The 23,169-nt window shown below is 71.5% G+C and carries 20 protein-coding genes; 12 read left to right on the forward strand and 8 right to left on the reverse strand.

The window, feature by feature from the left end:
• Nucleotides 1-65: 65 nt before the first annotated feature.
• The 7 genes from dnaE (at nt 66) to JMO03_RS18700 (ending at nt 8,428) form a co-directional block, all read left to right on the forward strand.
• A complete protein-coding gene (gene dnaE, locus JMO03_RS18670; protein ID WP_202845279.1) occupies nt 66-3,647 on the forward strand; it encodes a DNA polymerase III subunit alpha in 3,582 nt (1,193 codons plus the stop codon).
• 120 nt (nt 3,648-3,767) lie between these two features.
• Nucleotides 3,768-4,727 (forward strand): acetyl-CoA carboxylase carboxyltransferase subunit alpha, encoded by a 960-nt coding sequence (locus JMO03_RS18675; protein WP_202845280.1) that lies wholly within the window; start codon nt 3,768-3,770, stop codon nt 4,725-4,727.
• Nucleotides 4,728-4,743: 16 nt separating this feature from the next.
• Complete coding sequence (locus JMO03_RS18680) at nt 4,744-5,481, forward strand: tetratricopeptide repeat protein (protein ID WP_202845281.1); 738 nt, start codon at nt 4,744-4,746, stop codon at nt 5,479-5,481.
• 172 nt (nt 5,482-5,653) lie between these two features.
• Complete coding sequence (locus JMO03_RS18685; protein WP_202845282.1) at nt 5,654-5,794, forward strand: hypothetical protein; 141 nt, start codon at nt 5,654-5,656, stop codon at nt 5,792-5,794.
• A gap of 31 nt (nt 5,795-5,825) precedes the next feature.
• The gene (tilS, locus tag JMO03_RS18690; RefSeq protein ID WP_238346333.1) at nt 5,826-7,178 is read left to right on the forward strand and encodes a tRNA lysidine(34) synthetase TilS; all 1,353 of its coding nucleotides are present in this window, start codon (nt 5,826-5,828) and stop codon (nt 7,176-7,178) included.
• A 46-nt stretch (nt 7,179-7,224) separates the two neighbouring features.
• On the forward strand, nt 7,225-7,488 hold the full coding sequence (locus JMO03_RS18695) for an exodeoxyribonuclease VII small subunit (RefSeq protein WP_202845283.1): 264 nt from the start codon (nt 7,225-7,227) through the stop codon (nt 7,486-7,488).
• Entirely contained in the window at nt 7,475-8,428 is a 954-nt protein-coding gene (locus JMO03_RS18700; RefSeq protein ID WP_202845284.1) for a farnesyl diphosphate synthase, read from the forward strand. The genes JMO03_RS18695 and JMO03_RS18700 overlap by 14 nt, the downstream gene beginning before the upstream one ends.
• A gap of 274 nt (nt 8,429-8,702) precedes the next feature.
• On the opposite strand, the gene JMO03_RS18705 is transcribed toward JMO03_RS18700, so the two are convergent.
• From JMO03_RS18705 to pmbA, 3 genes are all read right to left on the reverse strand, one after another.
• Nucleotides 8,703-9,140 (reverse strand): DUF4870 domain-containing protein, encoded by a 438-nt coding sequence (locus tag JMO03_RS18705; RefSeq protein WP_202845285.1) that lies wholly within the window; start codon nt 9,138-9,140, stop codon nt 8,703-8,705.
• A 273-nt stretch (nt 9,141-9,413) separates the two neighbouring features.
• The gene (locus JMO03_RS18710; protein WP_202845286.1) at nt 9,414-9,779 is read right to left on the reverse strand and encodes a DUF4870 domain-containing protein; all 366 of its coding nucleotides are present in this window, start codon (nt 9,777-9,779) and stop codon (nt 9,414-9,416) included.
• Nucleotides 9,780-9,856: 77 nt separating this feature from the next.
• Nucleotides 9,857-11,230: a metalloprotease PmbA gene (gene pmbA, locus JMO03_RS18715; protein WP_202845287.1), complete on the reverse strand. Its 1,374-nt coding sequence runs from the start codon at nt 11,228-11,230 to the stop codon at nt 9,857-9,859.
• 17 nt (nt 11,231-11,247) lie between these two features.
• Between pmbA and yjgA the strand changes: the two genes are divergently transcribed.
• On the forward strand, nt 11,248-11,790 hold the full coding sequence (yjgA, locus tag JMO03_RS18720; protein WP_202845288.1) for a ribosome biogenesis factor YjgA: 543 nt from the start codon (nt 11,248-11,250) through the stop codon (nt 11,788-11,790).
• Between the two features lie 126 nt (nt 11,791-11,916).
• Here the strand turns inward: yjgA and tldD are convergent, their stop codons facing one another.
• The 4 genes from tldD to JMO03_RS18740 all read right to left on the reverse strand — a co-directional run bounded on the left by tldD (nt 11,917) and on the right by JMO03_RS18740 (nt 19,540).
• The gene (gene tldD / locus JMO03_RS18725) at nt 11,917-13,368 is read right to left on the reverse strand and encodes a metalloprotease TldD (RefSeq protein WP_202845289.1); all 1,452 of its coding nucleotides are present in this window, start codon (nt 13,366-13,368) and stop codon (nt 11,917-11,919) included.
• 59 nt (nt 13,369-13,427) lie between these two features.
• Nucleotides 13,428-17,309 carry a YhdP family protein gene (locus JMO03_RS18730; RefSeq protein ID WP_202845290.1) on the reverse strand — a complete coding sequence of 1,294 codons (3,882 nt, stop codon included), beginning with the start codon at nt 17,307-17,309 and terminating at the stop codon, nt 13,428-13,430.
• Nucleotides 17,310-17,414: 105 nt separating this feature from the next.
• A complete protein-coding gene (gene rng / locus JMO03_RS18735; protein ID WP_202845291.1) occupies nt 17,415-18,902 on the reverse strand; it encodes a ribonuclease G in 1,488 nt (495 codons plus the stop codon).
• Nucleotides 18,902-19,540 carry a Maf family protein gene (locus JMO03_RS18740; protein WP_202845292.1) on the reverse strand — a complete coding sequence of 213 codons (639 nt, stop codon included), beginning with the start codon at nt 19,538-19,540 and terminating at the stop codon, nt 18,902-18,904. The genes rng and JMO03_RS18740 overlap by 1 nt, the downstream gene beginning before the upstream one ends.
• A 122-nt stretch (nt 19,541-19,662) precedes the next feature.
• On the opposite strand from JMO03_RS18740, the gene JMO03_RS18745 reads away from it, so the two are divergent.
• A complete protein-coding gene (locus JMO03_RS18745; RefSeq protein WP_202845293.1) occupies nt 19,663-20,400 on the forward strand; it encodes an SIMPL domain-containing protein in 738 nt (245 codons plus the stop codon).
• Nucleotides 20,401-20,405: 5 nt separating this feature from the next.
• Nucleotides 20,406-20,573, forward strand: a complete 168-nt coding sequence (locus tag JMO03_RS18750; RefSeq protein ID WP_202845294.1) for a hypothetical protein — start codon at nt 20,406-20,408, stop codon at nt 20,571-20,573.
• 344 nt (nt 20,574-20,917) lie between these two features.
• Here JMO03_RS18750 and JMO03_RS18755 read toward each other — a convergent pair whose 3' ends face one another.
• Nucleotides 20,918-21,511: a protein tyrosine phosphatase family protein gene (locus JMO03_RS18755; RefSeq protein WP_202845295.1), complete on the reverse strand. Its 594-nt coding sequence runs from the start codon at nt 21,509-21,511 to the stop codon at nt 20,918-20,920.
• A 96-nt stretch (nt 21,512-21,607) separates the two neighbouring features.
• Here JMO03_RS18755 and JMO03_RS18760 point away from each other — a divergent pair, with 96 nt between their 5' ends.
• Together JMO03_RS18760 and JMO03_RS18765 are read left to right on the forward strand one after the other, a co-directional pair.
• On the forward strand, nt 21,608-22,471 hold the full coding sequence (locus JMO03_RS18760; RefSeq protein WP_202845296.1) for an MBL fold metallo-hydrolase: 864 nt from the start codon (nt 21,608-21,610) through the stop codon (nt 22,469-22,471).
• A 130-nt stretch (nt 22,472-22,601) separates the two neighbouring features.
• The gene (locus JMO03_RS18765; RefSeq protein ID WP_202845297.1) at nt 22,602-23,159 is read left to right on the forward strand and encodes a flavin reductase family protein; all 558 of its coding nucleotides are present in this window, start codon (nt 22,602-22,604) and stop codon (nt 23,157-23,159) included.
• The last annotated feature ends 10 nt before the right edge of the window (nt 23,160-23,169 follow it).

The raw sequence follows: 23,169 nt of genomic DNA on the forward strand, positions 1-23,169 counted from the left end.
GGATGTCAAGCCTTGTTCCACCGGGGGCTGGCCCCTAACCTGCCTGCCGTACGACCTGGATTCCGATGTCCTCCCGCTTCGTCCACCTCCACGTCCACAGCGAGTACTCGCTGGCCGACTCGACGATCCGCATCCCGGATCTCGTGAAGCGCTGCGCCGAGCTCGGCCAGCCCTCGGTCGCGGTCACCGACCGCAACAACCTGTTCTCGCTGGTGAAGTTCTACCGGGCGGCCGAGAGTGCGGGAATCAAGCCGCTCGCAGGCGCCGACGTGCTGGTGGCCGAGGGCGATGCCCCGGCCTGGCTGCTGACCCTGCTGTGCCGCGACCACGCCGGCTACCTGTCGCTGTCGCGCCTGCTCACGCGCGCCTGGACCCAGGGCCATCGCCACGACGGCGTGGTGGTGCGGCCGCAATGGCTGGCCGACGACGCCCGCGGCCTGTTCGCCCTGGCCGGTCGCCACAGCCACGCCGGGCAGTTGCTGGCCGGTGGGCGGGAGGATCTGGCGGGCGGCGCGCTCGGCGACCTGCAGCGCGTCTACGGCGAGCACTGCTTCCTCGAGCTGACCCGCTGCGGGCTCGATACCGAGGCCGCGTTCAACGCCTTCGCGCTGCGCGCGGCCACCTCGCGCGGGATCCCGGTGGTGGCGAGCAACGACGCCCGCTTCCTCGACGCCGGCGGCTTCGAGGCGCACGAGGCGCGCGTGTGCATCGCCTCGGGCCGGGTGCTGGACGATCCCAAGCGGCCCAAGGACTACGCGCCCGGGCAATACCTCAAGTCCAGCGAGGAGATGGCGGAGCTGTTCGCGGATGTGCCCGATGCGATCGACAACACGATCGCGCTCGCACAACGCTGCAACCTCGAGCTGCGCCTGGGCAAGTACTACCTGCCGGCGTTCCCGGTGCCCTCGGACGAGACGCTCGAGAGCTGGATCCGCAGCCAGGCGCGCGACGGCCTCGCGGCGCGCCTGGACAGGTATCCGCTGGCGCCCGGGCACACCCGCGAAAGCTACGACGCGCGCCTGGAGCGCGAGCTCGACGTCATCATCTCGATGGGGTTCCCGGGCTACTTCCTTATCGTGGCCGACTTCATCAACTGGGCCAAGCAGCACGGCATCCCGGTCGGGCCCGGGCGCGGTTCCGGCGCGGGCTCGCTGGCGGCCTGGGCGCTGGGCATCACCGACCTCGACCCGCTGCCCTACGACCTGCTGTTCGAGCGCTTCCTCAACCCCGAACGCGTGTCGATGCCGGACTTCGACATCGACTTCTGCATGAACCGGCGCGACGAGGTGATCGACTACGTCGCCGCCAAGTACGGCCGCGACCGCGTCAGCCAGATCATCACCTACGGCACCATGGCCGCGAAGGCGGTGTTGCGCGATGCCGGCCGCGTGCTCGGCCATCCCTACGGCTTCGTCGACGGGCTGTCCAAGCTGATCCCGCTGCAGCCGGCCGATCCGCTGTCGCTGGAGGACGCGATCGGCCGCAGCAAGCGCGCGCAGAAGGACAGCGCGTACGTGGTCTCGGAGTTCAAGGAGCGCTACGAGACCGAGGACGAGGTGCGCGACCTGGTCGACCTCGCGCTGCAGCTCGAGGATCTCACCCGCAACGCCGGCAAGCACGCCGGCGGCGTGGTGATCGCGCCCTCGCCGCTGTCGGACTTCTGTCCGCTGTACGCCGAACACGACGAAGGCGGCCGCGGCCGCAACCCGGTCACCCAGTTCGACATGAGCGACGTCGAGGCGGTCGGCCTGGTCAAGTTCGACTTCCTCGGCCTGCGCACGCTGACGATCATCGACTGGGCGGTGAAGGCGATCAATGCTCGGCGGGAATCGGGAATCGGGAATCGGGAATCGGGAAAGCAGGGGCCTGCTCCCATTCCCCATTCCCCCTTCCCCATTCCCGGCCCCCTCGACATCACCACCCTCCCCCTCGACGACAAGGCCACCTACGAGCTGTTCGCGCGCGGCGACACGGTGGCGGTGTTCCAGTTCGAATCGCGCGGCATGCGCGAGCTGCTCAAGCGCGCGAAGCCCGACACCTTCGAGGACATCATCGCGCTGGCCGCGCTGTTCCGCCCCGGCCCGCTGGGCAGCGGGATGGACAAGCAATGGTGCGACCGCAAGCATGGGATGGAGGACGTCAGCTACCCGCACCCGGCGCTGGAACAGGTGCTGTCGCCGACCTACGGCGTGATCGTGTACCAGGAACAGGTGATGCAGATCGCCCAGGTGCTGGCCGGCTATTCGCTGGGCGGCGCCGACCTGCTGCGCCGCGCGATGGGCAAGAAGAAGCCCGAGGAGATGGCCAAGGAGCGCGCCAAGTTCGAGGCCGGCGCCGCCGCGAACGGCGTCGATGCGCGCACCGCGACCCAGATCTTCGATTTGATGGAGAAGTTCGCCGAGTACGGCTTCAACAAGTCGCACTCGGCCGCCTACGCGCTGGTCGCCTACCAGACCGCCTGGCTCAAGGTGCACCACCCGGCGGAATTCATGGCCGCGGTGCTGTCGAGCGACATGGACAACACCGACAAGGTGGTCGGCTTCCTCAACGAAGCCAAGGCGATGGGCCTGACGGTGATGCCGCCCGACGTCAATGCATCGGGCTACATGTTCGAAGCGATCGACGGGCGTACGATCCGTTACGGGCTCGGCGCGGTCAAGGGCGTCGGCCGCGGCGCCTGCGAGGCGATCATCGACGCGCGCGGCGACGGCTACGCCGACCTCTACGACTTCTGCAAGCGGGTCGACGCCGGCCGCCTCAACCGGCGCACGCTCGAGGCGCTGATCCAGGCCGGCGCGCTGGACGCGCTCGCGTCCAACCGCGCCTCGCTGATGCGGCAGCTGCCTGAAGTGCTCAAGGCCACCGACCAGATCGCGCGCAACCGCGCCGCCGGCATGTTCGACATGTTCGGCGGCGGCGGCGCGCCCGACATCCATATCGAACTGCCCACCTGCGAGGAGTGGCCGCTCAAGCAGAAGCTCGACGGCGAGCGCGAGACCCTCGGCCACTACCTCAGCGGCCATCCGCTCGATCCCTACCGCGAGGAACTCGCGGCGCTGGTCGGCCACGACCTCGGCCAGCTCGACACGCTGTGGGCCGCGCGCTCGGAGTCCGAATCGCGCGGATGGCGACCGGAGACCACGGTGGTCGTCGCCGGCCAGGTGCTGGCGATGCGCAAGCGCGGCGACTCGCAGGCCTTCGTGCTGATCGAGGACGGGCGCGGGCGGCTGGAATGCGCGTTCTTCGCCGAGGACTACTTCAACAATGCCGCCCTGCTCACGCGCGACCGCATCCTGGTCATCGAGGGCGGGCTGCGCGAGGACGAGTTCAGCGGCGGCTTCTCGCTGCGCGCGCGCCGCTGCTGGGATTTCGAGCAGGTGTGCCAGCAGCATGCGCAGGGACTGTCGCTGCAGCTCGACCTTCGCGTCGCCGGCTCGCTCGACCGCGTCGAGTCGTTGTTCTCGCAACACCGCCCGGGACGCACGCCCTTGCGCTACGAGTTGCTGCTGTCCAACGGCGCGGTCGGCAAGCTCGACGTCAACGGCGGCCAGGGCGTCCGCGTCGCGGCGGACCTGCCGTCCTCGCTGCGCGCGCTGCCGGGGGTGCGGCGGGTGAAGCTGTCGCTGCAGCGGCCCTGGGTGAACTGAACGCATGCGCCCGCCCCGCCGCGCCCGCCGGGCCGCCGGATTCCGCCGTCCGGACGGCCGGGTACGGTCTCCGGGGACGCGGTCGGCTAGACTTCGCGCTTTCCCGAAGCAGTCCCGGGCATGAATCCGAACTACCTCGACTTCGAGCAGCCGATCGCGGACCTCGAGGCCAAGATCCATGAACTGCGCCAGGCCAGCAGCGGCCCGGCGGTGAACATCGACGCCGAGATCCACGCATTGCAGGACAAGCTGCGCAAGCGTACCGCGCACATCTTCCGCGATCTCAGCTCCTGGCAGGTGTCGCAACTGGCGCGGCACCCGATGCGCCCGTACACGCTCGACTACATCAAGGTGATGTGCGACGAGTTCGAAGAACTGGCCGGCGACCGCGCCTACGCCGACGATCCGGCGATCGTCGGCGGCCTCGGCCGCATCGACGGGCGCCCGGTCGTGATCATCGGCCACCAGAAGGGCCGCGACACCAAGTCCAAGGTGCGCCGCAACTTCGGCATGCCACGCCCCGAGGGTTATCGCAAGGCGTTGCGGCTGATGAAGCTGGCCGAGCGCTTCTCGCTGCCCTTGCTGACCTTCATCGACACGCCGGGCGCCTATCCGGGCATCGGCGCCGAGGAACGCGGCCAGTCCGAGGCCATCGCCCGCAACCTGATGGAGATGGCCCAGCTCGGCACGCCGGTGATCTGCACCGTGATCGGCGAAGGCGGCTCGGGAGGCGCGCTGGCGATCGGCGTCGGCGACCGCACGGTCATGCTCGAATACAGCACCTATTCGGTGATCTCGCCCGAAGGCTGCGCCTCGATCCTGTGGAAGGACGCCGGCAAGGCCCGCGATGCCGCCGAGCAGCTGGGTCTGACCGCGCGGCGCCTGCACGGCCTGGGGCTGGTGGACAAGGTGGTGCGCGAGCCGATCGGCGGCGCCCATCGCAACCCGCGCCAGACCGCGATCCGGCTCAAGACCATCCTGATGAACGAACTCGACGCGCTGCAGCAGGTGCCCGTCCCGGAGCTGCTGGAACGACGCTACCGTCGCCTGCGCGGCTACGGCGCGTACGAGAACGCCTGAGCGGGCGCCGCACGAGATGAGTCCCGTCCTGCTGCTCTCGATCGCGCTCCAGATCGGCTGCGCGGTGCACGTCGTGCGCACCGGCCGGCCGTTGTACTGGGTGTTCATCCTGCTGATCGGCTCCTACCTGGCGGTCGCGATCTACCTGATCGCCGAAGTGCTGCCGGAGATGCGTCACCATCGCGCCGCGCGCAACCTGGCACGCGGCGTGCAGCGCACGCTGGATCCCGGCCGCGGCCAGCGCGAGGCCAGCCGCCGGCTCGACCTCGCCGACACCATCGAGAACCGCCGCACGCTGGCCGAGCAGAGCCTGCAGGCCGGCGACCACGCGCGGGCCGCCGAGCTGTACCAGGCCTCGCTCAACGGCCTGTACGCGACCGACCCGCACCTGATGCTCGGCCTGGCGCAGGCGCAGTTCGGCTTGAACCGTCCGGCCGAGGCGCGGGCGACGCTCGAAGCGCTGATCGCCGCCAATCCCGGTTTCCGCTCCAGCGACGGCCATCTGCTGTACGCACGTGCGGTGGAGGCAACCGGCGACATCGAAGCGGCCAGGCACGAGTACGAGGCCCTGGTGCAGGGTTATCCCGGCGAGGAGGCGCGCGCCCGCTACGCACTGCTGCTCGGTCGCGAGGGCGACGAGGCCGGCGCCCAACGCCTGTTCCGGGAAATCCTCAAGCGCGCAGATGCGCTGCCGCGCTACTACCGCAACGAACAGCGCGAATGGATCGACCTGGCGAAGCGTGCCCTGAAGTAGCCTGGGCCACGCCGTTTCGGCAACCACCCCACGCGTCTGCGCCCGGGCGCGCTGCGCGAGGTGCCTCGACCCGCGACCGCGGCGGTGGACTTCCGCGCCGGCGATGGCGTCGTCGGCTCCAGGTCTAGAATCCTCCCTGTCCGCAGCCGGCGGACCCAGGGGGAGACGGACCATGATCATCGAGCAACACGACATGCCCTGGGTGGGGAAGATCACCGGCATCGTCGCAGCCGCGTCCGGTGGCCTGCTCCAGGCGTCGATCCACAGGTTCGCGCCAGGCGCGAACGGCGACGTCCGTACCGGGACCCGATGAACCGCCCGGTCTCCACTCTCGCGCCGCCGCCATGACGCTTGCGCTCGCGTGGCCGGCCGACATGCCGGCCGCGGCCGATGCCCCGCTGCTGGTGGGCTTCAGCGGCGGGCTCGATTCCACCGTGCTGCTGCATCGTCTGGCGCGCGACGGCGAGTGGCGCGCGCGCGGCCTGCGTGCGATCCATGTCCACCATGGGCTGCACGCCGGGGCCGAGACCTGGGCCGCGCACTGCGCACGCATGTGCGCGCAGCTCGAGGTGCCGCTCGACATCGCCCGCGTCCGCGTCGAGCGCGACAGCGGCGACGGCCTCGAGGCGGCGGCCCGCCGCGCGCGATACGCGGCGTTCGCCGCCGCGCTCGGCAGCGGCGGGATCCTGGTGCTGGCGCACCACCGCGACGACCAGGCGGAAACCTTCCTGCTGCGCGCGCTGCGCGGCTCCGGCATCGAAGGACTGGCTGCGATGCGCACCTGGCGCCGCTTCGAAGACGGCTGGCTGTGGCGTCCGCTGCTCGAGCTCCCGCGCCAGGCGCTGTGCGGATACGCGCGCGCGCATGCGCTGCACTGGATCGAGGATCCCTCCAACCGCGACGAGGCGCACGACCGCAGCTTCCTGCGCCGGCAGGTGATGCCGGCGCTGCGGGCACGCTGGCCGCACGCGGATGCGGCCTTCGCCCGCGCCGCGGAGTTGCAGCGCGGGGCGTCCACCCTGCTGGCCGACGCGGACGCGCAGGCGCTCGCGACGGCGCGCTGCGCCGACCCGCGCTGCCTGCGGGTCGCGGCGCTCGCCTCGCTTCCCGGGGCGCGACGGGCACGGGTGCTCCGCCGCTGGGTGGACGAAACCGGGCTGCCGCCGCTGCCGGCGGAAGGCGTCGCCCAGGTCGACCACCTGGTGCTCGCCACAGCGCCGACGGATGCCGCGGCGTTCGCCTGGCGCGGGGCGATCGTCCGTCGCTGGCGAGATCTGCTCTGGGCCGGTCCGGCGTTGCCTGCGGCGCCGTCCATGGTCTGCCTGCACTGGGACGGCACGGGGTCGCTGGCCTGGCCGGGGGGTGGTGCGCTGGTCCTGGAAGCCGCGCCGCCAGGCTTCGCGACGTCAAAGTCCGCGCATCCCGTTGCGCCGGATGCGCCCGACCCGCCGTTCGTCGCGCACGCGCGCGCCGGCGGCGAGCGCATCGCGCTGCCGGGCCGCAGGCACTCGCACGCACTCAAGCACGTGCTGCAGGATCTCGGCGTCCCGCCCTGGATCCGCACGCGTCTGCCGCTGCTGTCCGACCGCGACGGCAACCTGCTGGCCGCGGCCGATCTCGTCTACTCCGCACGCTTCGATGCCTGGCTGCGGTCGACCGGACGGCGCCTGACCTGGTCTGGCGTGGACATGATGTGACCGCGGCGCATAGGCCGCCCGGCACGCGCTGGCTTACACTTCACGCATGGTCAAGAAGCCCGCCGCCGAACCCTCCGCCGTCGCCGATTTCGAGACCTCGCTCGACCAGCTCGAGCAACTGGTCGAGAAGATGGAGCACGGCGAGATGAGCCTGGAGGAATCGCTCGCTGCCTACGAGCGCGGCGTGGGGCTGTATCGCCGCTGCCAGCAGGCGCTGGAGCAGGCGGAACTGCGCGTGCGCCTGCTCACCGATCCCGACGCGCCCGACAGGTCCGAGCCGTTCCCGGGCACCGTCGATGGCGACGGTTGATCCGCGCCACGCCGGGGCGATCGCAACGCAGCTGGACCAGTGGCGCCTGCGCGCGGACGCCGCGCTCGCGGCCGCGCTCGACAGCGTGGACGACACCGAACCGCGACTGCTCGCGGCGATGCGACACGCGGTCCTGCTCGGCGGCAAGCGCATGCGGCCGCTGCTGGTGCACGCGGCGGGTCACGCCTGCGACGCCCGCGAGGAAGCGCTCGATGCGCCGGCCGCCGCGGTCGAGCTGGTGCACGCCTATTCGCTGGTGCACGACGACCTGCCGGCGATGGACGACGACGCGCTGCGCCGCGGCCGTCCGACCGTCCACGTTGCGTTCGACGAGGCGACCGCGATCCTCGCCGGCGATGCGCTGCAGACACTCGCGTTCTCGATCCTCGCCGAAGCGGCGCTGCCCGATCCGCTGCGCGTGGCCATGCTGGCCGAACTCGCCTCCGCCTCGGGCGCACGCGGAATGTGCGGCGGTCAGGCGCTGGACATCGCCTCGTCCGGAACGCGTTCGTTGCTCGCATCGAATGCGGATCCCGACGCGGGCGCCGACCCTGCCCCCGGGCTCGCGTTGCTCGAACGCCTGCACGCGATGAAGACCGGCGCGCTGCTGCGCGCCGCGGTCCGCCTGGGCGCGATCGCCGCCGGTGCCGACCCGGCGACGCGGCGCGCGCTCGACGATTTCGCCGACGCGCTGGGCCTGGCCTTCCAGATCCGCGACGACCTGCTCGATGTCGAAGCCGACAGCGCCACGCTCGGCAAGACCGCCGGCAAGGACGCCGCCCAGGACAAGATCACCTTCCCCGCCCTGATCGGTGTGGACGCCTCGCGCGAACGGCTGCGCCAGCTCGCGGCGCGCATGACCGACGCGCTCGCCACGCTGCCGGGCGATACGGCACCGCTGGCGGAACTGGGCCGCCGCACGATCGAGCGCGCTTACTAGACGCCTCCGGCTCGATATCCCCCAAGCATCCGGCTGTCATCTCGAGCGCAGCGAGAGATCCGGCTCGTGGTCCGGCCTGATCGAGCAGCTTCGCTCCAGTGACGCGCCTGTCGTCACGTTCGGAGCGACAGGCCGGGTTATCCGGAAGGCCCCCCGGACGGGCATGGGCCGCGCGGGGGGCGTCACGGATCACCTGCTGCCGCGCCCGCCTCGAACACACGAGGCTGGCGAACGCACCCTGGACGAGGTTACGTGTCGCCAGGCGCGATGTCCGTTACAGCAGCCGCAGGGTCAGCGGATAGCGGTAATGCTCGCCGTTCCATGCCCTGATCGCGGCGACGATGCTGCACACCAGCCACATCACCGCGATCGCCGCGACTGCCACCAGCAGCATCAGGCCCGCCGGCAGGGTGACGATCAGGCCGATGCCGAGCGTCAGCACGGTGGCGCCGAGCAGCAGGAAGCCGAGCACGCACACGCCGCAGGCGTAGAGGAACATGCTCAGGTTGAAGTTGAACGCCTCGCGCGCGTGCTCCGCGGCGAACGGCGCGTCGTCGCGCTTGAGCAGGTACACCACGCCCGCGGCCAGCATGCCGGCGAAGCCGGCGGTCCAGCTGGTCAGCAGCGCCAGCGCCAGCGCGGCGACATGGGCACCGGCCGCCCACTGGCGATCGGCGAGGGTGGCGTCTTCGCGATGCAGCGTCGCATTCATGGTTCTGCTCCCGCCGGGAATCTTCCGGCGCAGGAACGATGATGCGCCCGCCGCGCGGAAACTCAACCCAACTCATGCCCTAGGGCCGTCGACGCTCATGGCGCATGCCGCGCATGCGCGCGCGTACGCCCTCGAGGCAGCACGGAAGCCGGACGGACGCACGGCAGCGCTCCCCTCGGCGATGGAATGCGGACCTGCCGCGACGCGCCCCGCAGGACCGGGACCCGGAGGGCGCTTCGCGCATCCGGGTCCCGTGAGGACATCCCTGCTCGCCTACTTGATCAGCCGGATCGCGACCGGATAGCGGTAGCGTTCGCCCTTGTTGGCCGCCAGCCCGGCAAGGATGAAGAAGACGATCGACGCGAGCCAGAGCAGGAACGTCAGCGGGCTCGCCAGCCCCAGCGTGACCACCGTCAGGATGAACAACGCGATGTAGACCATCAGCAGCGTGAGATTGAAGTTCAACGCTTCCTTCGACTGATCGATCAGGAACCCCTTGTCCGCCTTGTCCTTGTTGATCAGCCACACCACGAGGGGCACGATGAAGCCCAGGATGATCCCCGACAGGTGCGTCAGCATCGCGACCGTGCGGTCGTCCTGTCCGGCGTCTCCGCCCGGGATGGGATTGGTATCGTTCATTTCATTCCCCGAAGGTTGTTGGAGCCACGGTTTACACGTGCGGCTCCCTCCGCCGCACGGCCGCGCCTAGCATACCGTCAATCCGTGCCAGCCACCGTCATCGCGCCGACCAGGATCGAACCGGTGCGGATGTGCGAACGCGGATCGACATCGCGGCCCACCGCCTCGATGCCGAGGAACATGTCGCGCAGGTTGCCGGCCACGGTGATGCCGTCCACCGCGTGCGCGATCGCACCGCCCTCGACCCAGAAACCTGCCGCGCCGCGCGAGTAGTCGCCGGTCACCTGGTTCACGCCCTGCCCCATCAGTTCGGTGACCACCAGCCCGCGCCCCATGCCGCGGACCAGCTCATCGAAACCGTCGGCGTTCGGCGACAGCGCGAGGTTGTGCACGCCACCGGCGTTGCCGGTGGTCTGCAGCCCGAGCTTGCGCGCCGAATAGCTGCCCAGCACGTAACGCCGCAGCACGCCGCACTCGACCAGGGACGAAGCGCGCGTGGCCACGCCCTCGCTGTCCCAGGCCCCGGAGCGCAGGCCGCGACGCAGGAACGGATCCTCGAGGATCGACAGCCATTGCGGGAACAGCCGGGTGCCCACGCTGTCGACCAGGAAGCTCGCGCCCCGGTACAGCGCACCGCCGGACACCGCGCCGAGCAGGTGCCCGACCAGCGAGCGCGCGACATCGGCACTGAACAGGACCGGGTACGTCCCGGTCGCCAACCGGCGCGGCTGCAGCCGCGCCAATGCGCGCTGCGCGGCCCTGCGGCCGATCGCGACGGGCGCCTCCAGGTCCGACTCGGCCAGCGCGTAGCTGTACCAGCCATCGCGCTGCATGTCCTCGCCCTGGCCCACGATCAGCGCGCAGTCGATGCTGTGGTGGGTGCCGCGTTCGGCGCCGACGAAGCCGTGCGAGTTCGCGTACACGCCGAGCGATGCGCTGCTGCTGACCGACGCGCCGTCGGAATTGGCGATGCGCGCGTCGGCGTCGCGGCCGGCCGCCTCACAGGCGAGCGCGATGTCGACCGCGCGGTCGGCCTCCAGCGCCCAGGGATGCCAGTCGTCGAAATCGGGCCAGCCGTCGGGGCCGGGCCGCGCCATCAGTTCGGCATCTGCCAGCCCGGCCGCGGGATCGGCCTCGGTGAACTTCGCGATCGCGCAGGCCTGCGCCACGGTGGCGTCGAGGCTGGCATCGCGCAGGTCGGCGGTGCTGGCGCTGCCCTTGCGCCGGCCGAAGTACACGGTCACGCCGATGCCGCGGTCGCGGGTGGCCTCCACCGTCTCGACCTCGCCCATGCGCACGTTCACGCTCAGGCCGCGTTCTTCCGAACACGAGACCTCGGCCTGGTCGGCGCCCTGCGCGCTGCACGCCTCGAGCAGGCGCGCGGCCAGGCCCTGCAGGCGGTCGAGCCGTTCGAGGCTGTCGTCGGTGGCGGGCACGGCAACGCTGTTCAATGGCTTATCCTGATGCGATGAGAGGGAAGGACGAAGACACCGGCGAGTTCCTGTCGCCCAGCCGCAGCCAGCAGCGCCGCGAAGCGCTGGACGTGCTGGCGCTGGCCACCCAGCTCGCGGAACTGGAACCGGGCCGGCTGGCGAAACTGCCGCTGCCCGAACACCTGCAGCCGCACATCGCCGAAGCGCGCCGAATCACCTCGCACATCGCGCGCAAACGCCAGTTGGCGTTCCTGGCCAAGCAGATGCGGCGCGAAGACGATGAAGTCCTCGATGCGATCCGCGATGCGCTGGATGCCGGCGGCGAGGCGGCGAAGCAGGAAACCGCGCTGCTGCACCGGGTGGAGCGCTGGCGCGAGCGCCTGCTCGAAGACGGCGACGCGGCGCTGGCCGACCTGCTGGACGAGTTCCCGCAGGCCGATCGCCAGCAGCTGCGGCAGCTGTCGCGCAACGCGATCGACGAACGCGCCCGCAACAAGCCGCCGCGCGCGTTCCGGGAGCTGTTCCGGCTCCTGCGCGAGACGCTCGCGCAGGAGCCGGGAATAGGGAATAGGGAATAGGGAATAGGGAATAGGGAATAGGGAATAGGGAATAGGGAATAGGGAATAGGGAATGGAGGAAACGGGCATCGCGTCGAACTTCGCGTTTGCGATTCCCCATTCCCGATTCCCCATTCCCGCGCGCCATCAGGCGCGCGTCCCGCCCACCGTGATCTGCGACACCAGCAGCGACGGCTGGCCGACGCCCACCGGCACGCTCTGGCCGTCCTTGCCGCAGGTGCCCACGCCCTCGTCGAGCGCGAGGTCGTCGCCGACCATGGTCACGCGCTGCATCGTTTCCGGGCCGTTTCCGATCAAGGTCGCGCCCTTCACCGGCGCGGTGATCCTGCCGTCCTCGATCAGGTAGGCCTCGGTGGCCGAGAACACGTACTTGCCGCTGGTGATGTCGACCTGTCCGCCGCCGAAGTTGACCGCGTACAGGCCCTTCTTCACCGAGCGGATCATCTCCTCGCGCGTGCGCGTGCCGGCGAGCATGTATGTGTTGGTCATGCGCGGCATCACCATGTGCGCGAAGGACTCGCGGCGGCCGTTGCCGGTCGCCGGCACGCCCATCAGCCGGGCGTTGAGCGTGTCCTGCATGTAGCCGGTGAGCACGCCGTCCTCGATCAGGGTGGTGCACTGCGTGGGCGTGCCCTCGTCGTCGATGTCGAGCGAGCCTCGGCGCGAGGCCAGGGTGCCGTCGTCGACGATGGTCACGCCCGGGGCGGCCACGCGCTGGCCCATGCGCCCGGCGTAGGTGCTGGTGCCCTTGCGGTTGAAGTCGCCCTCCAGGCCGTGGCCCACCGCCTCGTGCAGCAGCACGCCGGGCCAGCCGCTGCCCAGCACCACCGGCATGTTGCCGGCAGGTGCATCGATCGCCTCCAGGTTCACCAGCGCCTGGCGCAGGGCCTCGCGCGCAGTCGCCTCGGGCCGTCCCTCGCCGAGCAGTTCCTCGTAGGTGTAGCGACCGCCATGGCCGGCATAGCCGCTTTCGCGGCGGCCGTCCTGCGCCACGATCACCTGCACGTTGAGCCGTACCAGCGGCCGCACGTCGCCGCCGAGCACGCCGTCGCTGCGCGCCACCAGTACGGTGTCGACGCCGCCCATCAGCCCCACCATCACCTGCTGCACCCGCGGATCGGCGGCGCGCAGCATGCGGTCGATGCGTTGCAGCGCCTCGACCTTGGCGGCGCTGCCGAGCGCATCGACCGGATCGTGCGCCGGATACAGGCTGCGGCCCTGGCCCACCGCGAGCGCACGCGGCGCGCGCGAATCGCCGTCGCGCGCGATCGCACGCGCGGAGCGCGCGGCTTCGAGCAACGCGTCGCCGTTGATGTCGTCGGAATAGGCGAAGCCCGTCTTCTCGCCGCTGATCGCGCGCACGCCCACGCCCTGCTCGATCGAATGCGCGCCGTCCTTGACGATGCCGTCCTCCATGCTCCAGCTCTCGCGGCGCGAATGCTGGAAATACAGGTCGCCGAAATCGATGCCGGGCCCGAGCAAGGTGCCGAACATGCGATCGAGCTGGGAAGCGTCGAGCCCGGCGGGGAGCAACAGGCGGGATTCGGCGACGGCGAGCGGAGTCTGTGCTGTATCCATGCGGCGCAGTCTGGGGCCTGGCGCGAGGATCGCAAGTCCATCGACGCCAGCAGCCGGCGTCACTGCTCTCGCGGCGGCGTCGCTGAACGGCGTGCGGCGGCGGCCTGCGGCGCATTGGCCTGCTCGACCACCTCGACCCGCGGGTCCTTCCACGGCCCGGTCACGCGATAGGTGCGCGCGCCCATCTCGCCGAGCGGCTTGCGCAACACGGCGTTGGCGACGGCGCCGACCGCGGCGCCGACCGGTCCGCCGGCGATCGCGCCCACCGCCGGCAGCAGGTTGCCGGTCTTGGGCAGCACCTCGATGGTCTGGTCGTGGGTCTGCGCGCGCAGGTCGCTGCGCCCGCGCATGCGGATTTCCGCCGCCGGCCCGTCGATCACCATGTCGTCGCTGCGGGCGGTACCGGCGGCGAAACGCACGCTGCCGCCGATGCGGTCGAAGCTGAACCCCTTGGAGAAGAAGTCCCGGAAATCGAGCATCAGCCGCCGCGGCAGCTGCGCGACGCTGAGCAGCCCCAGCACGCGGCCGGCGCCCGGCTCCACCTCCACCAGGCGGCCGTCCTTGATCGTCAGCGACAGTTCGCCCTGCATGTTGGCGAGCGCGAAGTCGGCCGGGCTGCGCGGCCACTCGGCGGCGAAGCGCAGCGTGCCTTGGCCGCCATCGATGCTCCGGCCGAAGCCCAGGCCCGCCATCAGTTCGCCGAAATCGCGGCTGTCCGCCTCCAGGCTCAGGCGCGTGCGCGCGCCCGTCCCGCGCCCGGTCCAGCTGCCGCCGGCGTCGATCCGTTGGTGCTGCGAGCGCGCCTGCAGCCGCTCGATCTCCAGGCCGTTCGCGGTCGCGCGGGTACGCAGCTCGAGCTGCCCCAGGGCAAGCGTGCCGAAACGGAAATCGTCCACGTCCAGCCGCAGCGGCGGCACCTTCGAGGGATCCATCCCGTCGCGCTCCGCCGCCGGCGTTGCCGCCTGCGCGGCCACCGGCGGCTCCGGCGCAGGCGGCGCCGCGCCCGACAGCGGTGTCGCGGACTGCCAGTGCAGACGTGCGAACCGGCCGCCGACCGCCGCACCCGGCTCCCGCGGGAGCTGCAGCGTGCCTGCCAGTGCGGCGCCTTCGAAACGCACCTGGGTGCCATCGCCCACCGGCGCCGCCAGCAGGCGCGTGTCGGCGAAATTCGCGCCCAGCAGGCGCAGTTGCGCCGCGGTGATGTCGATGCCCCGCAGCGGCATCGCACCACCACCGCCCCCGTCGCCGGACGCGAGCGTGGCCCACGCCAATGCATCCAGCACCGGGGCATGGCCACTGGCGACCAGGCCCGAGGCCGGCGGCGGCTGCGACACCCGCGAGGCACCGAGCACGGCGCGCACGCCCGTGCCCCCCGGCGTGGTGGTGGCGCGCAGCGCGAGCCGTCCTCCCAGGTCGACGCTCAGCTCGCCATCGCCCAGCGGCAGCGTGGTCACGATCGTGGTCGGCAGTGCGTCCGCCGCGGGCTTGGCCAGCGGCTCGGGCAGGTCCAGCGCGGTGCCCATCAGGTTCGAGCGCAATTGCAGCCGCGCCGGGGCCGCGGCCCCCGGCCGCGCTGCCCTCGCAATCACCACGCCCACCCGCCACTGCGAGCGGCCGCGCACGCGCGGCGCCAGCCAGTCGAGCTGCGGCGCATGCTGGAGCAGGTCGTCGGCGGCCAGCACGCCCTCGAGATCGGCCTCGAACGCGGAAGCGGGATCGCGCACATGCCCCTGTCCGGCACGCAGCGACAGCCTGCCCGGCCGTCCCTCGCGCACCGCCTGCAGTCCGCCGCCCTCGAAGCCGTGGCGGTCGTAGCCCGCGCGTCCGCGCACCTGTTCGAAGCCCAGCTTCCAGCGCGCGTCCGCGAGGCGTACGCCCTCCAGATCCACCTCGCCGGCGATCGTCGGCCGCACGCCGTCGCGCAGCGGCAGCGACATCGAGAACGTCGCCGCCACCGGACCGCTGGCCGACAGGCTGTCGAGGGTCTCCTCGATTCCGTTGCGCAGCGGGCTCTGCCGCAACAGCGCCAGCAACGCGCCGGCATCGCCCGCGGGGCGCGCGCGGATCAGCAGCGGCGCGTGCCCGTAGTGCGCGAGCGTGGCCTCCACGTCCCGCACCGCGACGCCAGCCACGGTGCCCGCGCCCCGCACCGCGAAACCGTCGTTGACGAAGTCGACCTCGCCATCGAAGCCCTCGACCGCAGGCCAGTCGCCATGGAACTTCACCACCGCATCCTGCAGTCGCGCATCGGCGTGGAACAGCCCGGCGTGCTGCCGGTCTCGACGCGTGCTGAAGGGCCAGTCGTCGAGATCGCCGCTGATCAGCGCGCGTCCGCCGCGCACGCGTCCGCCGACCAGCGCATCGTCGAGCCAGCGCTCGGCCGCATCCGGCATCACGTGGCGCACCCAGAACCGCTTGGCCACCGTCATCTCGGCGTCGTCGACCGAGGCCGCGATATCGAGGAACGGACGGGTGCCGTCGTTCTGGAACCAGATCCCGCCATGCACGTCGGCGGCATACCCCTCGCCGGCCACGCGCAGCGACGGCGTGCCCACGCGCAGTCCCGCGCCTTCGCGCCAGCCCGCCACTTCGCCGCGCAGGCTCACCGTGTGCGGCGGCCCGAACCCCGACGGCCAGTCGAAGCGCACCTGCGCCGCCGGATCCGGCTCGAAGCGGAAGCCCTGGGCGTCGCCCCAGAACGAGCCGGCGAGCCCGGCGAACCCGGGCGTGTCGCCGACGCTGGCCATGCGCAGCGCCTCGACCCGCGCGCTCGCGCGCAGGCGACCGTCGGCCTCGCGCTCGAACGCGATCTGGTGCAGCGTCGCGTCCGGCGCCGCGGCCAGCAGCCAGTTGCGCAGGCCAGGCTCCAGCCGGTCGCCGAGCGCGGCCACGGCCAGCAGCGGCCCCGCATCGATCCGCGCCGCATGCAGCGCGAACCGCTGCCCGCCCGCGACCGCGAGCCCGTCGAGCACCTGCGCTCCATCGTCGCCCGCGATGCGCAGCCGCGGCGCATCCACGCGCCAACCCTGCTCCGCCAGCTGCCAGCGCGCCTTGGCTTCGATCCGCCCGAAACGCTGCCGCGGCGGCTCGCGGCCTGCCGCGACCGCGGTACCGCGCAGCGCCACGTCCGCCAGCGCCGCGTCGACCGTGACCCGGGTGACGCGCCCCTTCCGCAACTGCAGCCACAGCTGCGCGCTGCCGGTGCCCGATTCGACCCCGACCCCGGCGAAACGCAGCAGCGGCGCCCAGGCCCCGAGGTCCGCCCGCATCGCCGCGGCGTACGCACGCCCCTGGCCCTGGCGTCGTTCGAGGTCGATGGCAAGGTCGAGCGGCTCTGCCGCTTCGCTGATCCACGCCTGCGCCGCGGCCCGCACCCGTTCGCCACCGACCTGCAGGCGCAGGTCGATTCTCGGCAGCGTGGCCTCGAGGCCCAGCGCCGGCGCGGACACCGTCAGCCGTCCGCCGATCACCTGCAGCTCGCCCAGCGATTCCAGCGCGGCGAACGGATCCTGCGCCGGCTGCTCCGAGCCCGGGAGCCCGCGCACCTGCCAGCGGCCGTCGTCGGCGCGCTCCAGCGCCAGTTCCAGGCCGCGCAGCCGCAGCTCGGTGAACGAGCGCCCCGGCAGCAGCCCGGCGTACTGCGAGACCAGGATCTCGGCCTCGCCGATCCGCACCGCACCGGCGCCTTCGCCGATGCGCAAACCGTCCACCCGCAGCAGCGGCCCGCGTCGGGTCCATTCGGTCTCGAGCCGGTCGAACGCCACCGGCCGTCCCGCACGCTCGCCCAGCCACGCCGCGACGCGGTCGGGATGGCGCTCGGCCAGCGGCAGCAGCCGGCTCACCGCGCCCACCGCCAGCGCCGTCAGCACCAGCAGCAACGCGGCCGCATACCACGCGCCCCGGCGCGCGAGCCGCAGGCGACGGCGGAAGGGCGTGGTCATCGGCGTCGCGCCGCGCGCGACGCCGTGATTCGTGATTGGCGATCGGTCATTCGGAACGACGCGCACGCCCCTCCAATCACCAATCCCGAATCACGAATCACGGCTTTACAGCAGAACGACATCGAACTGTTCCTGCAGGTACTGCTCGTCCGACTGGAACCGGATCGACTTGCCCAGGAATTCCTCGAGTTCCGCGACCGCGGGGGATTCCTCGTCGGTGATCCGCGCCACCACCTTGGGCGAGGCGATCACCAGCAGCCGCTCGGCCTCGAACTGGCGCACCGCGCGCACGATCTCGCGGAAGATCTCGTAGGTCACCGTTTCCGGCGTCTTCACCATGCCGCGGCCGCTGCACGCGTTGCAGGTCTCGCTGAGCTGGCGCTGCAGGCTGTCGACCGTGCGCTTGCGGGTCATCTCCACCAGGCCCAGCGGCGAGAAGTCGTAGACCGTGGTCTTGGCGTGGTCCTTGGCCAGCGATTTCTCCAGCGTGCGCAGCACCTGGCGGCGGTGTTCCTCGTCGACCATGTCGATGAAGTCGATGATGATGATCCCGCCCAGGTTGCGCAGCCGCAGCTGGCGCGCCACCGCCTGCGCCGCCTCGAGGTTGGTGCGGTACACCGTCTCCTCGAGGTTGCGCTGGCCGAGGAACGAACCGGTGTTGACGTCGACCGTGGTCATCGCCTCGGTCTGGTCGATCACCAGGTAGCCGCCGGATTTCAGCGGCACCTGTTTGTCCAGCGCGCGCTGGATTTCGTCCTCGACCCCGTACAGGTCGAAGATCGGACGGTTGCCGGTGTACAGCTCGATGCGCTCGGCCAGCACCGGCATGTACTTGGCGACGAAGGCCTGCAGCCGGTCGAAGGTCTCGCGCGAATCGACCTTCACCTTTTCCACGTCCTTGCGGATCAGGTCGCGCACCGCGCGCAGCGGCAGGCTCAGGTCCTCGTAGATGCAGGTCTGCACCGCGGCCTCGCGCGCGCGCCGGCCGATGATGTTCCACACCCGCGACAGGTAGGCCAGGTCCTCGGCGAGCGCCTCGGCCGGCTGGCCCTCGGCATTGGTGCGCACGATGTAGCCCAGCTGCGCCTCGGGCAGCGACTGCTCCGCCACCAGGCCCTTGAGCCGCGTGCGCTCGGCCTCGTCCTCGATCCGCGCCGAGACGCCGATCACCCGCGACTGCGGCAGCAGCACCAGGTAGCGCGACGGGATGCTCAGCTGCGTGGTCAGGCGCGCGCCCTTGCTGCCGATCGGATCCTTCACCACCTGCACTATCACTTCCTGGCCGTCGCGCAACAGCTCGGTCACCGGGCGCACCGGCTGCGGCACCGGCGGCAGGGCGTCGTCGTCCTCGGATTCGGGCTGGTTGGGCCGGATCACGTCGTTGGCGTGCAGGAACGCGGTGCGCTCCAGGCCGATATCGACGAACGCCGCCTGCATCCCCGGCATCACCCGCTGCACCGTGCCCTTGTAGATGTTGCCGACCACGCCGCGGCGCCAGCCGCGCTCGATGTGCAGCTCCTGCAGCATGCCGTTCTCGACCACCGCCACGCGGGTTTCGCGCGGGGTGACGTTGACCAGGATCTCCTCGGACATCAGCGCGCCGCTCCCGTACCCGCCTGCGCGGCGTCCGCCGACGCCGGGGACCGATCCCGACCGACGAACCCGGTCGCGAGCCCGAAGCCCTTCAGCAGCATCGCCGTCTCGTGCAGGGGCAGGCCCATCACGCCCGAATAGCTGCCGTCGAGGCGGGTGACGAAGCGTTCCGCGCCGCCCTGGATGGCGTAAGCGCCGGCGCGGCCCATCGGTTCGCCGCTGGCGACGTAGGCTGCGATCTCGTCATCCTCCAGGGTCGCGAAGGTCACCTGCGAGCGGCTCACCGCCTGCGCCTCGCGCCCGCCCGAGACCAGGCTGACGGCCGAGACCACGGCGTGGCTGCGGCCCGACAGCGCCCGCAGCATGTCGGCGGCATCGCGCACGTCGCGCGGCTTGCCGAACACCCGATCGTCGAGCACCACCTCGGTGTCCGCGCCCAGCACCACCGCCCCGGGCACGGCCACCATCGCCAGCAGCCCCGCCCCCGCCTTCTCGCGGGCCACGCGGCGCACGTAGTCCTCCGGCGGCTCGCCGGGCGCGCGCTCCTCGGGAACGTCCACCTCGATCACGCCGAAGAGCACGCCGAGGCGCGCCAGGAGTTCGCGCCGGCGCGGCGATTGGGAGGCCAGATGCAACATGGGACAAGGATACCCGCGGGGGGTCGCGTGCCGGCCGAACCCGGACCCGTAACCCCGTTCAGGCTCACGGGCCGTTCACCGGATCCTGACGACCCTTCCCCCAGCCACTCCCGGAGTTCGACATGATTCGCCCCGCCGCTTCCCTGCTGCTCGCTTCCACCCTCGCCCTGGGCGCCCTCGTGATGACCAACGCCAACGCGCAAACCCCCGCCCCCGCCATCGCCTCGAGCGACGGCACCCTGCTGTCGGTCTCGGCCCACGCCGAGGCCAGCCGCGTGCCCGACGTGGCCAGCCTGTCCACCGGCGTGGTCACCCAGGCCGCCGACGCCAACGCCGCGCTCAAGGCCAACTCCGCCGAGATGGCCAAGGTGGTCGCCGCGATCAAGGCCGCCGGCATCGCCGAGCGCGACGTGCAGACCAGCGGCATCAGCATCCAGCCGCAGTACCGCTACGCCGAGAATCAACCGCCGACGATCACCGGCTACCAGGCCAGCAACACCGTCAACATCAAGGTGCGCGACATCGCCCGGCTGGGCGACGTGCTCGACGCGCTGGTGGTCAGCGGCGCCAACCAGGTGAACGGCCCCAGCTTCGAGATCGACAAGCCCGAGGCCGCCTACGACGAAGCCCGCCAGTCCGCGCTGAAGCTGGCGCAGGCGCGCGCCGACATGTACGCCAAGTCGCTGGGCCTGCGCGTGCGTCGGATCGTGAGCATCAGTGAAGGCGGCGGCTTCCAGCCGCCGATGCCGATGATGGTGAAGGTGCAGGCGATGGACGCGCGCATGGAATCGGCCCCGGTGTCGCCGGGCGAGACCACGCTCGGCGCCAACCTCGACGTCGTGTTCGAGCTCGGGAGGTAAACCACATGCACAGGACACCCGACCGCCGCGAGGAGCGCTCCGGCTATCCCGAGAAGCAACCCCTCGACGGCGAGGACGCCCGCAAGACCGGCCCGCAGAAGAAGCCCGACCCCGACGAGGGCGGGCTGGACCGCGCACCGGAGCAGGACGGGACGAACGAAGAGGCGGAATGAGCCCGGTTCCTGAGGAGCCGGCGCGGCGGCGGCGGTCCAATGGGTGCAAAGACGCCAGTCCGCTGGCGCCAGCCAGTGCAGGCGGATGCGGCCTCGTACTGCATCCACCCGGAGCGGGTATCGAAACCTGCTGCTCGGGCCTGGTGTAGCGGGTGGAGATCGCACCCTTGCGCCTCGATGCCGGCCCACCTCCAACCTGCCGAGGCACCGGGGCGCCCATTGCACCCGATGGGCCTGTCTCTACCCGGCAAGCCATGATTCCCTGACGATCGCGACTTGCCTACCGCACTCGCACCGCCACGCGATCACAGCCAGGAACGCGCCGCGCGCTTCGCGGAAAGGCGCTAGTCGCCGGCCGCAGGAGCCTCCAGCTCCAGCCCCAGCCGTCCCCGCACCGCCGCTTCCAGCGCCGGGCTCGTGAGTCCGGCCGACTTCCCGAACGCCAGCGCTTCGACCGGGCCCATCGCGCCCGATCGCGCCGCGCCGATCGCCAGCAGGGCACCGGCGCGGTTGGCCGAAGCGCAGTGCACCAGCACCGTGCCTTCAGCGCCTTCGAGGAGCTGCCAGAGCGCTGCGGCGTTGGCATCGGACAGGTCGCTTGCGCCGGCCACCGGGATCGCGTGGTAGGCCATGCCCGCGCCGGTCACTTCGGCGCGGGCGTCGCGGCCCTGCATTTCTGCCTCGGGCCGCAGGTTGACCACCGTCGCCACGCCGTCGTCCGCCAGCCGATGCCAGTCGGCCGCGGCGGGCTGTCCGGCGGTGAGCAGGCCCGGGCGCGGCGCGCGCAGGCCGGGGATGGCCTGCGGCACGACGGCGGTGTTGGCCGCGCCGGCCACCGGCGTCGGCGAGGTGGCGCAGCCGGCGGCGAGCGTGGCGACGGCGAAACAGGCGGCCAGGGCGGCGATGCGCGGCATGGTCGTGGACAGGGACGGGGGCATGGAAATGCTCCGCGGCGGACGGACCTCCACTTTACGCTTCCCGAATGCGGCGCGTGAAAGCATCGGCCGCTCCCGATACCGTCGCCCGTCGCCGCCATGACACCCCGCGTCACCCCGTTCTTCCACGAGCCCAGCAGCACCTGGAGCTACGTGGTGTCCGATCCGGGCACGCGCCAGGCGGCGATCGTCGATCCGGTGCTGGACTTCGACGCGGCCTCGGGCCGCACCGGCACCGGTTCGGCCCGGGCGCTGCTCGACCACGTGCAGGGCGCCGGCCTGGACGTGCGCTGGCTTCTCGAGACGCACGCCCACGCCGACCACCTCTCCGCCAGCCACTGGCTCAAGGGCCACCTGCCGGCGGCCACGCTGGCGATCGGCGAAGGCATCCGCACGGTGCAGGCGCGGTTCGCGCGGATGTTCAACCTGGGCGGCGATTTCCCGGTGGACGGCTCGCAGTTCGACCAGCTGTTCGCCGATGGCGAGGCGTTCACGGTGGGTGGTATCGGCGCGCACGTGATCGCGGTGCCGGGACACACCAGCGACAGCTGCGCCTACCTGGTGGGCGATGCGCTGTTCACCGGCGATTCGCTGTTCATGCCCGACGGCGGCACCGCGCGTTGCGATTTTCCCGGCGGCAGCGCGGCGCAGCTGTTCCGTTCGATCCAGCGGCTGTACGCCCTGCCCGAGGCCACCCGCGTGTTCGTCTGCCACGACCACGGGCCGGATGGCCGGGACGTGGCCTGCGAGACCAGCATCGGCGCGCAGAAGCGCGGCAACATCCACGTGCGCGCGGATACGACCGAAGGAGACTTCGTGGCCGTGCGCGAGGCGCGCGACCGCACGCTGGAGATGCCGGCGCTGATCCTGCCGGCGGTGCAGGTGAACATCCGCGCCGGCGCCCTGCCCGAGCCCGAAGACAACGGCGTGCGCTACCTGCGGATTCCGCTCGATACGCTGTGAGCATGGTGGCGCGGGGGCGGGCGGCGGTTCGCAGGGTTGCACGGCGCGGCAGGCGGCCACTGCGCGGCGTGGCGACGCGGCGTTCGCGCGGGGCGCGGCATGCTGTGCCTCCTGCCACACGGAGATCGCGATGAAGCCTGTCCGCAAGCGCGCATTCCCGGTCGACCGGGTGCGGCGTTTCCTCGAACCCGGGCCGGTGCTGCTGCTGTGCACGCAATGGAAGGACGAGCGTGCGCTGATGACGCTGGGCTGGCACATGATGCTCGGCTACGACCTTGTGGGCACCTACATCTGGGACGCCAACCGCAGCCATGCGCTGGCGCGCCGCAGCCGCGAATGCACCCTCAACCTGCCCACGGCCGGCCTGCTGGACACGGTGGTGGGCATCGGCAACTGTTCCAGCCGCGAGGTCGACAAGTTCGAGCGTTTCGGCCTGGACGCGGCGCCGTCGCGGCAGGTGGCCGCGCCGGGCGTCGCGCAATGCCACGCCATCCTGGAATGCACGCTGCACGAAACGCGCATCACCCGCGACTACCCGTTGTTCGTGTGGCGGGTGGCGCAGGCGCGCGCGGCGGCGGCGCCGAAGCTGCCGCGCACGGTGCACTATCGCGGCGAGGGCCGGTTCATGGTGTCGGGCGACGAGGTGTCGCGCCGTCGGCTGTTCCGGCCGGACATGCTCGAACAGTGAGCACGGAGCC

The sequence above is a fragment of the Luteimonas saliphila genome (genome assembly GCF_016774335.1).
Taxonomy (GTDB): domain Bacteria; phylum Pseudomonadota; class Gammaproteobacteria; order Xanthomonadales; family Xanthomonadaceae; genus Luteimonas; species Luteimonas saliphila.

Bases quoted from the DNA above. Each gene is read 5' to 3' on its own strand.
- JMO03_RS18745 (WP_202845293.1), top strand. From the start codon at position 19,663: ATGATTCGCCCCGCCGCTTCCCTGCTGCTCGCTTCCACCCTCGCCCTG.
- tldD (WP_202845289.1), bottom strand. From the start codon at position 13,368: ATGGATACAGCACAGACTCCGCTCGCCGTCGCCGAATCCCGCCTGTTG.
- JMO03_RS18760 (WP_202845296.1), top strand. From the start codon at position 21,608: ATGACACCCCGCGTCACCCCGTTCTTCCACGAGCCCAGCAGCACCTGG.
- JMO03_RS18695 (WP_202845283.1), top strand. From the start codon at position 7,225: ATGGTCAAGAAGCCCGCCGCCGAACCCTCCGCCGTCGCCGATTTCGAG.
- JMO03_RS18730 (WP_202845290.1), bottom strand. From the start codon at position 17,309: ATGACCACGCCCTTCCGCCGTCGCCTGCGGCTCGCGCGCCGGGGCGCG.
- yjgA (WP_202845288.1), top strand. From the start codon at position 11,248: ATGAGAGGGAAGGACGAAGACACCGGCGAGTTCCTGTCGCCCAGCCGC.
- tilS (WP_238346333.1), top strand. From the start codon at position 5,826: ATGACGCTTGCGCTCGCGTGGCCGGCCGACATGCCGGCCGCGGCCGAT.
- JMO03_RS18685 (WP_202845282.1), top strand. From the start codon at position 5,654: ATGATCATCGAGCAACACGACATGCCCTGGGTGGGGAAGATCACCGGC.
- rng (WP_202845291.1), bottom strand. From the start codon at position 18,902: ATGTCCGAGGAGATCCTGGTCAACGTCACCCCGCGCGAAACCCGCGTG.
- JMO03_RS18675 (WP_202845280.1), top strand. From the start codon at position 3,768: ATGAATCCGAACTACCTCGACTTCGAGCAGCCGATCGCGGACCTCGAG.
- JMO03_RS18680 (WP_202845281.1), top strand. From the start codon at position 4,744: ATGAGTCCCGTCCTGCTGCTCTCGATCGCGCTCCAGATCGGCTGCGCG.
- JMO03_RS18755 (WP_202845295.1), bottom strand. From the start codon at position 21,511: ATGCCCCCGTCCCTGTCCACGACCATGCCGCGCATCGCCGCCCTGGCC.
- JMO03_RS18710 (WP_202845286.1), bottom strand. From the start codon at position 9,779: ATGAACGATACCAATCCCATCCCGGGCGGAGACGCCGGACAGGACGAC.
- JMO03_RS18765 (WP_202845297.1), top strand. From the start codon at position 22,602: ATGAAGCCTGTCCGCAAGCGCGCATTCCCGGTCGACCGGGTGCGGCGT.
- dnaE (WP_202845279.1), top strand. From the start codon at position 66: ATGTCCTCCCGCTTCGTCCACCTCCACGTCCACAGCGAGTACTCGCTG.
- JMO03_RS18700 (WP_202845284.1), top strand. From the start codon at position 7,475: ATGGCGACGGTTGATCCGCGCCACGCCGGGGCGATCGCAACGCAGCTG.
- JMO03_RS18705 (WP_202845285.1), bottom strand. From the start codon at position 9,140: ATGAATGCGACGCTGCATCGCGAAGACGCCACCCTCGCCGATCGCCAG.
- JMO03_RS18750 (WP_202845294.1), top strand. From the start codon at position 20,406: ATGCACAGGACACCCGACCGCCGCGAGGAGCGCTCCGGCTATCCCGAG.
- JMO03_RS18740 (WP_202845292.1), bottom strand. From the start codon at position 19,540: ATGTTGCATCTGGCCTCCCAATCGCCGCGCCGGCGCGAACTCCTGGCG.